Annotated in this window: 13 protein-coding genes; 4 read left to right on the forward strand and 9 right to left on the reverse strand. The window is 70.7% G+C overall.

Annotated elements, in window-relative coordinates:
- The first annotated feature begins 109 nt into the window (after positions 1-109).
- Positions 110-1,273, forward strand: a complete 1,164-nt coding sequence (locus AB0I69_RS02070) for an alanine--tRNA ligase-related protein (RefSeq protein WP_363093547.1) — start codon at positions 110-112, stop codon at positions 1,271-1,273.
- 90 nt (positions 1,274-1,363) lie between these two features.
- Here AB0I69_RS02070 and AB0I69_RS02075 read toward each other — a convergent pair whose 3' ends face one another.
- Entirely contained in the window at positions 1,364-3,718 is a 2,355-nt protein-coding gene (locus AB0I69_RS02075) for an excinuclease ABC subunit UvrA (protein ID WP_363093548.1), read from the reverse strand.
- Positions 3,719-3,852: 134 nt separating this feature from the next.
- Between AB0I69_RS02075 and AB0I69_RS02080 the strand changes: the two genes are divergently transcribed.
- Together AB0I69_RS02080 and AB0I69_RS02085 are read left to right on the forward strand one after the other, a co-directional pair.
- Entirely contained in the window at positions 3,853-6,324 is a 2,472-nt protein-coding gene (locus AB0I69_RS02080; protein WP_363093549.1) for an ATP-dependent Clp protease ATP-binding subunit, read from the forward strand.
- A gap of 34 nt (positions 6,325-6,358) precedes the next feature.
- Positions 6,359-7,381: an alcohol dehydrogenase gene (locus tag AB0I69_RS02085; RefSeq protein WP_363093550.1), complete on the forward strand. Its 1,023-nt coding sequence runs from the start codon at positions 6,359-6,361 to the stop codon at positions 7,379-7,381.
- Here AB0I69_RS02085 and AB0I69_RS02090 read toward each other — a convergent pair.
- The 3 genes from AB0I69_RS02090 to AB0I69_RS02100 all read right to left on the reverse strand — a co-directional run bounded on the left by AB0I69_RS02090 (position 7,371) and on the right by AB0I69_RS02100 (position 9,090).
- The gene (locus AB0I69_RS02090) at positions 7,371-8,366 is read right to left on the reverse strand and encodes an LLM class flavin-dependent oxidoreductase (RefSeq protein WP_363093551.1); all 996 of its coding nucleotides are present in this window, start codon (positions 8,364-8,366) and stop codon (positions 7,371-7,373) included. The two genes, AB0I69_RS02085 and AB0I69_RS02090, sit on opposite strands and share 11 nt — an antisense overlap.
- 42 nt (positions 8,367-8,408) lie before the next feature.
- A complete protein-coding gene (rpmF, locus tag AB0I69_RS02095) occupies positions 8,409-8,579 on the reverse strand; it encodes a 50S ribosomal protein L32 (protein ID WP_363093552.1) in 171 nt (56 codons plus the stop codon).
- Positions 8,580-8,667: 88 nt separating this feature from the next.
- Positions 8,668-9,090 carry a (2Fe-2S) ferredoxin domain-containing protein gene (locus tag AB0I69_RS02100; protein ID WP_363093553.1) on the reverse strand — a complete coding sequence of 141 codons (423 nt, stop codon included), beginning with the start codon at positions 9,088-9,090 and terminating at the stop codon, positions 8,668-8,670.
- A 72-nt stretch (positions 9,091-9,162) separates the two neighbouring features.
- Between AB0I69_RS02100 and AB0I69_RS02105 the strand changes: the two genes are divergently transcribed.
- On the forward strand, positions 9,163-9,654 hold the full coding sequence (locus AB0I69_RS02105) for a hypothetical protein (RefSeq protein WP_363093554.1): 492 nt from the start codon (positions 9,163-9,165) through the stop codon (positions 9,652-9,654).
- Between the two features lie 21 nt (positions 9,655-9,675).
- Here AB0I69_RS02105 and AB0I69_RS02110 read toward each other — a convergent pair whose 3' ends face one another.
- From AB0I69_RS02110 to egtA, 5 genes are all read right to left on the reverse strand, one after another.
- Positions 9,676-9,891 carry a dodecin gene (locus AB0I69_RS02110; RefSeq protein ID WP_033279016.1) on the reverse strand — a complete coding sequence of 72 codons (216 nt, stop codon included), beginning with the start codon at positions 9,889-9,891 and terminating at the stop codon, positions 9,676-9,678.
- A 100-nt stretch (positions 9,892-9,991) separates the two neighbouring features.
- Positions 9,992-10,954, reverse strand: a complete 963-nt coding sequence (gene egtD, locus AB0I69_RS02115) for an L-histidine N(alpha)-methyltransferase (RefSeq protein WP_363093555.1) — start codon at positions 10,952-10,954, stop codon at positions 9,992-9,994.
- A complete protein-coding gene (egtC, locus tag AB0I69_RS02120; RefSeq protein WP_363093556.1) occupies positions 10,951-11,730 on the reverse strand; it encodes an ergothioneine biosynthesis protein EgtC in 780 nt (259 codons plus the stop codon). The genes egtD and egtC overlap by 4 nt, the downstream gene beginning before the upstream one ends.
- The gene (gene egtB / locus AB0I69_RS02125) at positions 11,730-13,070 is read right to left on the reverse strand and encodes an ergothioneine biosynthesis protein EgtB (RefSeq protein ID WP_363093557.1); all 1,341 of its coding nucleotides are present in this window, start codon (positions 13,068-13,070) and stop codon (positions 11,730-11,732) included. The genes egtC and egtB overlap by 1 nt, the downstream gene beginning before the upstream one ends.
- Positions 13,067-14,377, reverse strand: a complete 1,311-nt coding sequence (egtA, locus tag AB0I69_RS02130; RefSeq protein WP_363093558.1) for an ergothioneine biosynthesis glutamate--cysteine ligase EgtA — start codon at positions 14,375-14,377, stop codon at positions 13,067-13,069. The genes egtB and egtA overlap by 4 nt, the downstream gene beginning before the upstream one ends.
- Positions 14,378-14,614: the final 237 nt, after the last annotated feature.

Raw genomic sequence — 14,614 nt, forward strand, 5'->3', positions numbered from 1 at the left:
CTCTTCCGGCGGCCGGAAACGGACCGCCGGGACGTGTCGTTTCCACCCTCCTCGCACCCTGCCCCGCGGTCCCTTCCGGTCCCCGACCGACCCGAAGGACTTCACCGCCATGAACACCGACGACACCGTCCGTACCTTCGTCGACTTCTACCGAGAGCGCGGGCACGAGCTGATCACCGGCAGCTCGCTGCTGCCGCCGCCCTCGGACCCGGTCCTCTTCACGACCTCCGGCATGCACCCGCTCACGCCGTATCTCCAGGGGCGCCCGCATCCACAGGGGCGGCGGCTGGTCAACCTCCAACGCTGTCTGCGTACTACGGATCTCGACGAGGTCGGCGACCTCACGCATCTGACCGTGTTCGAGATGCTCGGATCGTGGTCGTTGGGCGACTACAGCCATCCGCTGAGCCTGCGTTGGGGGTACGAGCTGTTGCGGGACGGCTTTGGCATTCCGCGCGAGAAGTTGTACGTCACTGTGTTCGGCGGTGATGAACAGGTCGGGCCCGATCTTGAATCGCTGCACACCTGGCGGGAGTTGGGGTTGCCGGTTGAGTCGACTCGGGACGAGAACTGGTGGTCCAACGGGCCTGTGGGTCCCTGTGGCCCCGACTCCGAGATCTTCTTCTGGACCGGCGACGGCCGGCCGGAGGGGAGCCCGACCACGGATTCGCGTTGGGTGGAGATCTGGAACCACGTGCACATGCGGTACGAACGTGGCGAGGACGGTGAGCTTGTGCCGCTGCGGCAGGTCAACGTCGACACGGGCATGGGGTTGGAGCGGCTTGTCTCTGTCCTTCAGGGGTGCCGATCGGTCTATGAGACGGATCTGTTCGAGCCGTGGATGCGGAGGGTTCCACCGTTGTGGGATCTGGACGAGCGTTCGATGCGGGTCGTCTGTGATCATCTGCGGTCGAGTGTCGTGGTGTTGGGGGACGGGGTACGGCCCTCCAACACTGGGCGTGGGTATGTGGTGCGGCGGTTGATTCGGCGGCTGCTCATGAGCTTGCGTCGCGATGATCCGTCGCGCACGGTGTCTGATCTGCCGGTGGAGCTTGTTGAGCACACGCTTGATCATTTTCGGCAGTCGCTCGACAGCGGCACCGTGCGGGGGGTGTTGCTGGATGAGGAGCGGCGATTCTCTCAACTGCTGGAGCGGGGGCGGCGGGTGTTGTCTCGGCCGGAGTTTCGGGGGCCGTTGAGTGAGGAGGACTATCGCTACCTCCATGACACTCATGGGTTGCCCCGGGAGTGGGTTGTCGGTCTTCTGGGGTAGTCGGTTGGCTGCGGGTGCGTGGGGGCTGGTCGCGTCCACGCGGCGGAGCCGCAAATTGATACAGCCCCGCGCCCCTAAAAACAGGGCAGCTTACGCGAGCGCGTTTGCCAGATAGGGGGCCGTTGCGCTTCCGCTCGCCTGTGCCACATTCCTCGGCGGGCCCGCCGCCACGATCCTCCCGCCCTTTTCTCCTCCCCCCGGGCCCAAGTCGATCACCCAGTCCGCCCCTGCCACCACCGCCATGTCGTGTTCGACCACCACCACGGTGTGGCCCGCGTCGACGAGGCCGTGGAGTTGGCGGAGGAGGACCTCGACATCGGCCGGGTGGAGGCCGGTTGTCGGTTCGTCCAGGAGGTAGAGGGTGTGGCCGCGTCGGCCGCGTTGCAACTCGGTGGCCAGCTTGATGCGTTGGGCCTCGCCGCCGGACAACTCCGTGGCGGGTTGGCCCAGGTGCAGGTAACCGAGGCCCACGTCCAGCAGCGCGGTCAGGCTGCGGGACACGGCCGGAGTGTCCGCGAAGAACTCCGCCGCGCCCTCCACCGTCAGGTCGAGGACCTCCGCGATGTTCCGTCCCCGGTACGTCACTTGGAGTGTCTCGGGGTTGTAGCGGGCCCCGCCGCAGTCCGGGCAGGGGGTATAGGTGCTCGGCAGGAAGAGCAGCTCCACGCTGACGAAGCCCTCGCCCTGGCAGGTCTCGCAGCGGCCTCCCGCCACGTTGAAGGAGAACCGGCCCACGCCGTAACCCCGGTGGCGGGCCTCGTCCGTGGCCGCGAAGACCTTTCTCACGACGTCGAAGAGGCCGGTGTACGTCGCCAGGTTCGAGCGTGGGGTGCGGCCGATCGGTTTCTGGTCGACCGACACCAGGCGTCCCACGCCCGCCAGTTCCTCCGTGATCTCGCCGATCAGCGTGGACTTCCCGGAGCCCGAGACGCCGGTTACCGCAGTGAACACGCCGAGCGGGAACTCCGCCGTCACGTCCCGCAGGTTGTGCCGGGTCACCGGGCCCACCTTCAACTCACCCCGCGGCGCACGGACTTCGCGTACGGGAGCGGGGGAGCGGTCGAAGAGGAAACGGGACGTCGCCGACTCCTCCACCGCCGCCAGCCCGGCCACCGGTCCGCTGTACAGCACCCGTCCGCCGTGCTCACCGGCCAGCGGACCCACGTCCACCAGCCAGTCGGCGCCCCGCATGACGTCGAGGTGGTGCTCCACCACGAACACCGAGTTGCCCGCAGCTTTCAGCCGGTCCAGGACCGTGAGCAGGGCCTCCGTGTCCGCCGGGTGCAGTCCGGCGGACGGTTCGTCGAGGACGTACACGACACCGAACAGGCCGGACCTCAACTGCGTTGCCAGGCGCAGCCGTTGCAGCTCGCCCGCCGAGAGGGTGGGGGTCGCGCGGTCCAGGCTGAGGTAGCCGAGGCCCAGTTCGAGGATCGGGGCGATGCGGGAGGTGAGGTCCTCGGTCAGGACGCGTGCCGCTTCCGATGTGCCGTTGAGCGTGCCCGCCAACTCCGCAAGCGGCAGTGCGGCCAGGTCGGCGATCGTGCGGCCCGCGACGGTCACCGCCAGGGACTCGGCACGCAGTCTGCTGCCTCCGCAGACCGGGCAGGGGGCGCTGGTCAGGAAGCGTTCCGCCTTGGTGCGGAGGGTGGGGCTCTTCGTGTCCGAGAACGTCTTCATGACGTAGCGGTGGGCGCTCATGTACGTGCCCTGGTACGGGCGTTGGATGCGGTCCGCGTCCCGGACCGGGTGGACCGTCACCACCGGTTGTTCGTCCGTGAACAGGATCCACTCCCGTTCGGCGCCGGGGAGTTCGCGCCACGGCACGTCCACGTCGTAGCCGAGGGTGTCGAGGATGTCGCGCAGGTTCTTGCCCTGCCAGGCGCCCGGCCACGCGGCGATCGCGCCCTCGCGGATCGACAGCGAGGGGTCGGGGACGAGGGATGCCTCGGTTGTGCGGTGGACTCGGCCGAGGCCGTGGCACTCCGGGCACGCGCCCGCCGCCGTATTGGGGGAGAAGGCGTCCGAGTCGAGGCGTTCGGCGCCGGGCGGGTAGTCGCCGGCGCGGGAGAACAGCATCCGGAGGGAGTTGGAGAGGTTGGTGACCGTGCCCACCGAGGAGCGGGAGGTGGGGGTCGAGCGGCGTTGCTGGAGGGAGACCGCCGGGGGCAGGCCGGTGATCTCGCCTACCTTCGGCGCGCCCACCTGGTGGATCAGTCTGCGGGCGTACGGCGCCACGGACTCGAAGTAGCGGCGCTGGGCCTCCGCGTAGATCGTGCCGAACGCGAGGGACGACTTTCCGGAGCCGGAGACGCCTGTGAACACGGTCAACACGTCCCGCGGGATGTCGACGTCGACGCCCTGGAGATTGTGCTCGCGGGCGTCGCGGACACGGACGTAGGAGTCGGGGACGTAGGGGGTGCGGGGGGTGCCGGGGCTGTGCATGACCCGGCGAGTCTATGCGAGCACGCCGTGTGCCGCCCGGTGACCTGCGGGGGTGCGGGGGCGTCCGCGCTGTGCCACGTTGGAAGACACGGATGTCAGTAGCCGCACAGTCGCCGCACGGAAGGTCCGTGGTCATGAGCACTCCCGGATTCGGTTTCGGACGCAGCCCCTTCGAGGAATTCGACGAGCTGATGTCCCGGTATTTCGGCGGTTCGGGGCCGGCGTCACCGGCACGCCGGGCCCAGCGCGTCGACATCGGGAGTCTTCTCTCCGAACGGGCCCGTGAGCTGGTGGCCCAGGCGCGGGACATCGCCGCCGTCGAGGGCAGTGAGGAACTGGATGCCCGGCATCTGCTCGCCGCCGCCACCGAGCAGGACTCGACCCGACGGCTGCTCACCGAGGCGGGCGCGGACCCCGACCGGATCCGGGAGCGGCTGACCGCCGGCGCGGACGGCGGCCCGAAGACCGAACCCACCACGCTCACCCCGGCGGCCAAGCGGGCCCTGCTCGACGCGTACCGGATCTCGCGTGCCGAGGACTCCTCGTACATCGGCCCCGAACACCTGCTGCGGGCCCTGGCCGCGAACCCCGAGTCGGCGGCAGGGCAGGCCCTCGCGGGCAGCGGCTGGGAGGGCGACCGGGTGCCCACCGGTGCCGAGCCCGAGCGGAAGCGGCCCAGCAGCACGCCCACCGTCGACGAGTACGGGCGTGACCTCACCGAGGACGCCCGCGCCGGGCGGCTCGACCCGGTGATCGGGCGGGACGAGGAGGTCGAGCAGACCATCGAGGTGCTGTCCCGGCGCAGCAAGAACAACCCCGTCCTCATCGGCGACCCCGGTGTCGGCAAGACCGCCGTCGTCGAGGGCATCGCCCAGCGCATCGTCGCCGGTGACGTACCGAAGACCCTGGCGGGCAAGCGGCTCGTGTCGCTGGACCTGGCCGGGATGGTCGCCGGCACCAAGTACCGGGGCGAGTTCGAGGAGCGGTTGAAGAAGCTCCTTGACGAGGTGAGCGAGCACAGCGACGAACTGGTGCTGTTCCTGGACGAGTTGCACACCGTCGTCGGTGCGGGTGGAGGTGGGGACGGTGCCCTGGACGCGGGCAACATGCTCAAACCCGCCCTGGCCCGCGGGCAGTTGCACCTCATCGGTGCCACCACCGTCGACGAGTACCGCAAGTACATCGAGAAGGACTCCGCGTTGGAGCGCCGCTTCGCGCCCATCCTGATCGGCGAACCGACCGTCGACGACACCATCGAGATCCTGCGCGGCCTGCGCGACCGCTACGAGGCCCACCACCAGGTCCGTATCACCGACGAGGCGGTCGTCGCGGCGGCCGAACTGTCCGACCGCTACATCACCGCCCGCTTCCTGCCCGACAAGGCCATCGACCTGATGGACCAGGCCGCGGCACGGGTACGGCTGCGCGCCAAGACCCCGCTGCCCGACAACCGCGAGGTCGAGGATCGGCTGGCCGCCCTCAACCGGGAGAAGGATCAGGCGGTCGCCGACGAGGAGTACGAGCGGGCCAAGGAACTCCGCGACCGGATCAAGGACACCGAGGCCGAGCTGAAGGCGGGCGGCTCGGCGGAGGAGCAGGCGCCCAAGGTCACCGCCGAGGACATCGCCGAGGTCGTCTCCCGCACCACCGGCATCCCTGTCGCCCAGCTCACCGAGGAGGAACGCGCCCGGCTGATGAAGCTGGAGGAGCACCTCCACGAGCGGGTCGTCGGGCAGGACGAGGCCATCACCGCCGTCGCCCGCGCGGTACGCCGCGCCCGGGCCGGCATGAGCGACCCGAACCGGCCCATCGGCAGCTTCCTCTTCCTCGGCCCTACCGGCGTCGGCAAGACGGAACTCGCCCGCGCCCTCGCCGCCGCTCTCTTCGGCGACGAGAGCCGCATGATCCGGCTCGACATGAGCGAGTTCCAGGAGCGGCACACCGTCTCCCGCCTGGTCGGCGCGCCTCCCGGATACGTCGGCCACGAGGAGGCCGGTCAGCTCACCGAGGCAGTCCGCAGGCAGCCGTACGCCGTGCTGCTGCTCGACGAGGTCGAGAAGGCGCACCCCGACGTCTTCAACACGCTGCTGCAACTCCTCGACGACGGACGGCTCACCGACTCGCAGGGCCGCACGGTCGACTTCAAGAACACCGTCGTCATCATGACGTCCAACATCGGCGCCGACCGCATCCTCGCGGCGGGCGTCGACGACTACGCCAAGGTCCGCGAGACGGTGATGCCGGTCCTGAACCAGCACTTCCGCCCCGAGTTCCTCAACCGCATCGACGAGATCATCGTCTTCCGCGGCCTGGAACGCGCCCAACTGCGCGACATCGTCGACCTGTTGCTGGAACACACCCGGCGCAGGCTGCACGCCCAGGACGTCACCCTGGAGGTCACGGACGCGGCAGCGGACCTGCTCGCGAACCTCGGTTACCAACCCGACTTCGGCGCCCGCCCGTTGCGCCGCACCATCCAGCGCGAGGTCGACGACCGGCTCGCCGACATGCTGCTCGCCGGTGAACTCAACGCGGGCGACCGGGCGTTGGTCGACGCGAGCGACGGCACGATCGAGATCAGGGCACGCCAGGCGGCCGAGCACTAGCCGAGCCGCATTCGCACCCCTCTGGGAGACAGGCATGAGCAGTTATCGAGTCGCGCAAGTGGGCGCGGCCGGCGGCGAGTTCACGATCGTAGAGCGAGACGTGCCGGAGCCGGGACCGGGCCATGTGCGGATCGCCGTGGAAGCCTGCGGGATCTGCCACAGCGACACCTTCTTCGTGAACGCCGGAGTGCCGGGCGTACGGTTCCCGCTCGTCACCGGGCACGAGATCGCCGGGCACATCGACGCGCTCGGCGAGGGTGCCTCGGACAGCGGCTGGCGGGTCGGCGACCGGGTGTCCGTCGGCTGGTTCGGCGGCAGCTGCGGCCACTGCACCCCGTGCAGGCAGGGCGACTTCATCGTCTGCGAGAACCTGAAGGTGCCCGGCTGGGCGTACGACGGAGGCTTCGCGGAGATGACCGTGGCGCCGGTCGACGCACTCGCCCGGATCCCGGAGGGGCTGTCGGCGAGCGCCGCCGCGCCCATGGGGTGTGCGGGCGTGACCACCTTCAACGGGCTGCGGCGCAGTTCGGCAGGACCGGGAGACCTGGTGGCCGTACTCGGACTCGGTGGCCTCGGCCACCTGGGCGTGCAGTACGCGGTCGCGATGGGATTCGAGACCGTGGCGATCGCGCGAGGTCCCGAAAAGGCCGATTTCGCCAAACAGTTGGGCGCGCACCACTACGTCGACAGCACGGCGGACACCGACGTCGCGGACGCGCTGAAGGCACTCGGCGGCGCCAAGGTCGTACTGGCCACGGCGGGCAACGCCGACGCCGCCACGGCGACCGTGGAGGGGCTGAGGCACCGTGGCGAGCTGGTCGTCATCGGGGCGGACACCGCGCCGTTGGGGATCAGCCCGCTCCAACTGCTCATGAGCGCCAAGGTGGTTCGGGGCCATCCGTCCGGCACCGCGCAGGACGTGCAGGACACCCTGGCCTTCAGCGCGCTGCACAACATCCGTCCGATGGTGGAGACGGTGCCCCTGGACCAGGCCGGCGAGGCCTACCAGCGGATGCTGTCCGGCGCGGCGCGCTTCCGGATGGTGCTCACGCCATGAGCGAGGCGAGCCGCCGGTAGGAGTCCAGCAGGGCCTCGCAGTCGTAGGTGCTGGTGGTGACGAGGACCTCGTCGGCCCCCGTCTCCTTCAGCACCGTCTCCAGCTCGTGGGCCACCTGTTCCTCGGTGCCCGCGAGCTGTCCGGCGAGTCCGGCCTCGTAGAAGCCGAACTCCTTGTCGGTCATGGGAAGTTGCTCCACGCGCTCGGCGGGTGGCAGTGGCGGGAAGGTGCCGTGGGTGCGCGAGTACGCCATCGACCAGGCCTCCGGGACGAGGAGTCGGCGGGCAGCCTCGGGGGTGGCGGCGACGGCGATCGTGCCGGAGATGACGACGTACGGGTTCGCGGCCCACGGGGAGGGCCGGAAGCCGGCGCGGTAGTGGTCGATTCCGCGCCGCATCTTCTCCCGGTTGCGAAGGTCGCCGATCACCATCGGCAGACCGGCCCGGGCCGCGATGTCGGCGCCCTCGCCCATCGCGAGCACGAACGGCGGCACGCTCAGGCCCTCGGAGGGCCGTGCGTGCGCGCCCGTGGGTGACGTACCCCGGAACCAGTCGAGGAGTTCGTCGAGTTGCCCGGCGAAGTCGTCGGCGTCGTCCTTGTCGCGGCCCAGCGCCTTGCGCACGCCGTCGGTGAAGCCCACCGAGCGGCCGAGCCCCATGTCGATCCGGCCCGGGAACAGCGACTCCAGTACGCCGAACTGCTCGGCCACGACCAGGGGTTGGTGGTTGGGCAGCATCACCCCGCCCGTCCCGACCCGGATGCTCCGGGTGGCCGAGGCGACGGCGGCGGCCAGCACGGTCGGCGCGGAACCGGCGACCCCGGGCACGCCGTGGTGCTCCGACACCCAGAACCGGTGATAGCCCAGCTCCTCGACCTCCCGCGCCAGCCGCACGGTGTCGCGCAGCGCCTCGGCGGGCGGGTGCCCCTCGCGGGTGCGGGAGCGGTCGAGGACGGAGAACGGGGTCGAGGCGATCACGGAGCTCACGTCCACTTCAACGCCCGGGAGGCCCCGGCATTCCCGTGCCGGTCAGTCCTCGGGGCGCAGCAGCCCGCGCTCGTACGCCTTCGCCAGCCGCTGTGGGACGAGGTGGCGTACGCCGTCGACGGTGACCGGCACGAGAGCGGGCGCCGTGGCCTTCCACTGGGCGCGGCGGTGGCGGGTGTTGCTGCGGGACATCTTCCGTTTGGGGACGGCCATGGGGATTCCTCCTCGGTGGGCGGGCAGGCACCGAGGACGCTATATGAAAATGGATCCCATTAACAATCGGGGGTTGCGTGCACGGCTCTCACCGCCGGGACCGGACGCGTGCGTCCCGGGGCGGGGCGATGAACTGCAGCTCCAGGGTGACGGGCGGCTCCGCGAGCCCCGGCCCGCCCGCCGCCGCCCACTCCAGCACTTCCTCCGTACAGTCGTCGTCCATCGCGAACCCGACCCAGGTCGGCCGCCCACCGGCCCGACGCCCCGCGGCCGACGGCTGGACCACGATCACGTTGGCCTGGTCGCAGGGGCCCAGGCAGTCCGTCGTACGGACGGCGAAACCGTGCTCGGCGGCGCCGGACCGCAGCCGTTCCAGCTGCCAGGCGTGGTCGGTGCCGGGGTGCTTGCGCGGGTCGCCGCAGCAGCAGCCCCGGCATACGACCAGGGTGCAGGGCCGCTCACGGGCGGCGCCGATGAGGAACGTACGGGGGGCGGGAGTGGCGGCAGACATGCAAGAAGCATGAGGCCAGGCCTCTTGCGGGCCGTTGCCGGGGTGGCGGGCCCGGCTGTTTAGGGTGGGCGGGTGACTGCCGACAACAAGCGCCCGCTCGCCGTGTTCGACCTCGACAACACCCTCGCCGATACGGCGCACCGGCAGCGGTTCCTGGAGAACAAGCCGCGCGACTGGGACGGCTTCTTCGGTGCCGCGCCGCAGGACCCGCCGTTGGCCGACGGCGTCGCGCTCGCGCTGGAGTGCGCCGAAGAGTGCGAGGTCGTGTACCTGACCGGGCGGCCGGAGCGCTGCCGACCTGACACGCTCGCCTGGCTCGCCGCGCAGGGGCTGCCCGAGGGGCGCGTCTTCATGCGGCGCAACGACGACCGCAGGCCCGCCCGGCGCACCAAGCTGGAGAAGCTCAAGCGGCTCGCCCGCGACCGCGATATCCGGGTCCTCGTGGACGACGACGAACTGGTCTGCGACGACGCCGAACGGGCCGGGTTCAGGGTCGTACGGGCCCGCTGGACCGCCCCCTCCGCCGCGCTGGAGGCGGCACAGGAGGGGGAGGGCCGGACCTGAGGGCTCTCGCCGTTGCGGCTGTCAGTCCTCGTCCTCGATGCGGAAGCCGACCTTCAGGCCGACCTGGAAGTGCTCGATCTGTCCGTTCTCGATCTGGCCCCTGACCTGCGTCACCTCGAACCAGTCCAGGCTGCGCAGGGTCTGCGCGGCGCGGGCGACGCCGTTGCGGATCGCCTGGTCGATGCCCTCGTGAGAGGTCCCGACGATTTCGGTGACCCGGTACGTGTGGTTGGACATGCGGGTACTCCTCTCGGCCGTGACGGGCGCGTCACGCGTCACTCCGAACTCCACCGTGCCCCAAGGCGCGGCAGTGCGCGAGACGGCCCGTCACCCGCCGTCAGCGCACCACGCTGAGCGACAGCGCGAAGCGTCCTTCCCGGTCGGTCCACCAGTGGGTCAACTCCAGCCCGGTCGCCGCCAGTTCGGACCGCACGCCCTCCTTGCGGAACTTCGCCGAGATCTCGGTGCGGAGTTCCTCACCGGCCGTGAAGTCGACGGCGAGATCGAGCGCGGGGATCTTCACGGTCTGGTCCGTGCGGGAGCGCAGCCGCATCTCGATCCACTCGTTGTCCGTGTCCCAGAGGGCCACGTGGTCGAAGGCGGCGGCGTCGAAATCGGCGCCGAGCTCGCGGTCGACCACGGTCAGGACGTTCTTGTTGAACGCGGCCGTCACCCCGGCCGCGTCGTCGTACGCCCTGACCAGGACCTGCTCGTCCTTCACCAGGTCCGTGCCGAGCAGCAGCGCGTCGCCGGGGGAGAGGAGTGAGCGCAGGCCGGCGAAGAACGTGGCGCGTTCCGCCGGGAGCAGGTTGCCGATCGTGCCGCCCAGGAACGCCAGCAGGCGCGGGCCTGGTGTCTCCGGCAGGGTGAGGTCCCCGGTGAAGTCGGCGATCAGGGCATGCACGTCGAGACCCGGCCGCTCCTCGATGAGGGCGTGCCCGGCCTGGGTGAGCGCGCTCTCGCTGACATCGACCGGGACGTACACGGCCAGGCCGGTCAGCGCGTCCAGCAGGTGGCGCGTCTTGTCCGAGGAGCCGGAGCCCAGTTCGACGAGCGTGCGGGCGCCGGTCGCCGCGGCGATCTCGCCGGCCCGGTCGACGAGGATCTCCCGCTCGGCGCGCGTGGGGTAGTACTCGGGCAACTCGGTTATCTGCTCGAAGAGTTCGCTGCCGTGGGCGTCGTAGAACCACTTCGGCGGGAGCGTCTTCGGGGTGCGGGTGAGGCCCTCCAGGACGTCGGCGCGCAGGGCCGCGTCGGTGGCGTCCTCGGGCAGGGTGCGGGTGAGAAGGAACGGGCTCACGTGCGGGGCTCCTTCGATGGTGCGGCTGCTAGGTCCTTCAACGGAGTCAGGAGGACCTCGGTGCGGGTTGCGGTGAGCAGAGTGCGGTCGGGGGCCTCCTGCCAGTTCGGGTCGTCGTCGTAGGGCTCGGAGGCCACGACCGTGCGGCGGCCGGGCTCCGAGAGGTACCAGAGGCTGTCGCCCCAAGCCGTGGCGGCGATCGCCTCGCCGTTGGTGAGAAGGAGGTTGAGGCGGGAGCCGGGGGCCGCATGAGCGACCTCCGTCACCGTGTCGGCCAGCGCCTGGCCCTCCGCGTCACCGGCCCGCAGCCGGCTCAGGACCAATGCCCAGACGAACGCCGAGTCGCAGCGGGCGTCCAGGGACAACAGGTCCACCGGCGGCAGGCGTTGGGCCAGGGCCGCCAGTGTCCGGGGCCAGCCGGTGACCGCGCCGTTGTGGCTGAACAGCCAGGGGCCCGCGGCGAACGGCGCCGCCGCGGCCTCCCCGTCCGCGCCCGCGAACGTCGCGTCCCGTACGGCGGCCAGCAGCGCCCCCGAACGGACCACGCGGGCCAGGTCGGCGAAGGACTGGTCGCCCCAGATGGGTACGGCCCGCCGGTAGCGGCCCGGCACCGGGTCGCCCTCCGCGTACCAACCCACCCCGAAACCATCGGCGTTGACCGTCCCGTGCCGCTGGCGTCGAGGCTCCCAGGACTGGCGGTACAGGCTGTGCGCGGGGTCCACGAGGAGTCGGCCGAGCGGCTCCTCGGGTCCCAGGTACGCCAGGTGACGGCACATCAGACGGCTCCCGAGCGGGCCGTACGGAAGCCGGAGAAGATCTGCCGCCGGATCGGATAGTCCCAGTTGCGGAACGTGCCCCGGCAGGCCACCTCGTCCACCGCGAACGAGCCGCCCCGCAGCACCTTGTACTCCGGGCCGAAGAACACCTCCGAGTACTCCTTGTACGGGAACGCCTTGAACCCCGGGTACGGCAGGAAGTCGCTCGACGTCCACTCCCACACGTCACCGATCAACTGGCGTACGCCGAGCGGTGATTCGCCTTCGGGATAGCTTCCGGCGGGGGCCGGGCGCAGGTGGCGTTGGCCGAGGTTGGCATGCTCGGGGGCCGGGTCGGCGTCGCCCCACGGGTAGCGCATCGAGCGGTCGGCCGTCGGGTCGTGCCGGGCCGCCTTCTCCCACTCGGCCTCGGTGGGCAGCCGGCGTCCGGCCCAGCGGGCGTAGGCGTCGGCCTCGTACCAGCACACGTGGACCACGGGCTCGTCCTGCGGTACGACCTCCGTGACGCCGAACCGGCGCCGCAGCCACTGGCCCGCCTCTCGGCGCCAGAACCCCGGCGCCGTAAGGGAGTTGCGGCGGATGTGCGCCCAGCCCTCCTTCGTCCACCAGCGCGGGTCGTCGTAGCCGCCGTCCTCGATGAACGCCAGATACGCGCCGTTCGTCACCGGGGTCGTGTCGATGTAGAACGGGGCCACCTCGCGGCGGTGCGCGGGCCGTTCGTTGTCCAGTGCCCACGGCTCGGTGGAGGTGCCCATCGTGAACGGGCCGCCGGGGACGAGGACTTCGGACGGGCCGGTGAACAGCGGGACCGGCTCCGGGTCAGGGGCGGTCAACGCCTGCGGGCCCGTGCGGAGCTGATGGGTGATCAACATCGTTTCGTCATGCTGCTGTTCGTGCTGGGCGACCATCCCGAAGGCGAAGCCCATCTCGGTGAGTCGCGTCCCGCGGAAGGCGTGGCTCTCCAGTACGTCCGTGACCCGGCCGCGCACCTCGGCCGCGTACTGCCGGGCCTCCGCGGGCGGCAGCAGCGGCAGCGAGGGGCGTTCGGAGCGCGGGTGCTCGAACGCGTCGTAGAGGCCGTCGATGTCGGGCCGCATCGCGTCCCGGCCGCCGACGGCCCGCAGCAGCCACAGTTCTTCCTGGTTGCCGATGTGTGCGAGGTCCCAGACCAGCGGGGACATCAACGGCGAGACCTGGGCGGTGAGTTCGGGCTCGTCCACACAGCTCGTCAGGAGCGTGGTGCGGTCCCGGGCCGTGGTCAGGGTGGTCAACGCCCGTTGCCTGAGCGCCTCGATATCGATGTCAGCAGAGGTGTCGGCGGCGGTGTCGGCGTCGGTCATGTGCGGATGTCCTTCCCGTGCGGGCGGCTGTCCGTGCCACGCACGCGGTCGAGCAGATCGTCGGCGGGGCAGCGGCCCCGGACGACATAGCGGTCGAAGTAGGCGCGGACGGCGTCCGTGACCTCGGCTGTGGCGCCGAGCCGGGGCAGGGCCTCCAGCGCCGCCGCGAAGCAGACGAGGGCGACCTCCTGCAGCTCCGGGTCGGACAGTCCGTAGCGGGCCGCGTCGATCCACAGCGGATTGTGCGGCGCGGGCAGCCCCTGGGTCCGCTCGGCCAGCGGCTTCACGGCCCGGTAGGCGGTCTCGGCGGCCTCGGGGTCGTCGAACAGCGCCGTCGTCACGGCCAGCGGCACGATCCAGCCGTCGTCCCCGGGCTGCGCGTCGATCATGCGCAGTTCGAGATGGCCACGCGGCCTGACCGGTGGGAACAGTGTCGTGACGTGGTAGTCGAGGTCCTCGCGGGTCGGCGGCCGGGGCGCCCCCGACCTGATCCACTCCCGGAAGGTCAGCCCCTCGGGCACGTCCCACGGGCCGCTGTCCTGCCGTATGCACATCACCGGCGAGTCCAGGACGTGGTCGGTCCAGGCGTCGCGCGGTTCCGCGTCCAGTGGGGGTCCGCCCGCACGGCCGGGGCCGATCTCCATCCAGATCAACTGTCGGGTGGAGCGCCAGCCGGTGGGGCTGCGGCCGACCAGCGGGGAGTTGGCGAACGCGGCCACCAGGACCGCGCCCAGCTGATGCGCAAGCCACCAGCGCCGCCCGAGGCCGAGCGGACCCGGCTCCTCGTAACCGGCGTCCAGGCACACCTGCACGGACGCCGAGGTGCACATCATGCGGCGGCCCGCGCTGCCGGTGCGGTCGAGGCAGCGCTCCATGGCGTCGTAGCGCGGCTCGTGCAGGAACCGGCGCGGCGGGTGCCAGGGATCGTGGCCGACGCCGACCAGCCCCAGGTTGTCGCGGCGCAGCACGGCCCGGACGGTGTCGAGATCCTGGGAGACGGTACCGATGCACTCCATCAGGGAGGCGGCGGGCGACGAGCTGAGTTCCAGCTGGCCGCCGGGCTCTACGGTGAGCGCCGACCTCAGGTGCACGGTCTTCAGAGCGGCGTACGCCGCTTCCAGTCGTTCGGGTGTCACGGGGAGCTGCGGCAGGCGCAGCTCGTGGACGAGCCATTCCACTTCGACCCCGAGCGTTCGGGGCGGACCGGTCTTGAAGCAGATGCCCCTGACCAGGGCTTCCACCTCGGGTTCGGTGACCGCGGTACGGGGCTCCGTACAGTCGCTACAGTCACTTGCCGTATCGGACATGTCGGGATCCTCCTGAGATTCCACCATGCCACCGGCCAGGTGTCGGAAGGGTTCCGGGCCGGCACACTCGTCCCACCCAAGACCCTCGCGTCGATTCGCACAAGGGTGCGTATCGGCACGTTCGGGATCCGTAATCTCTGGTTCGCCGGCCGTTCGCGGGGCCCGGAAACTCCGTTGCATCGCACGACCAGCATCGCTCAGGATGCGTATATGAGCACGACGGGGGAGATCACGGGG

The organism is Streptomyces sp. NPDC050508 (assembly GCF_040655155.1).
Lineage (GTDB): Bacteria > Actinomycetota > Actinomycetes > Streptomycetales > Streptomycetaceae > Streptomyces.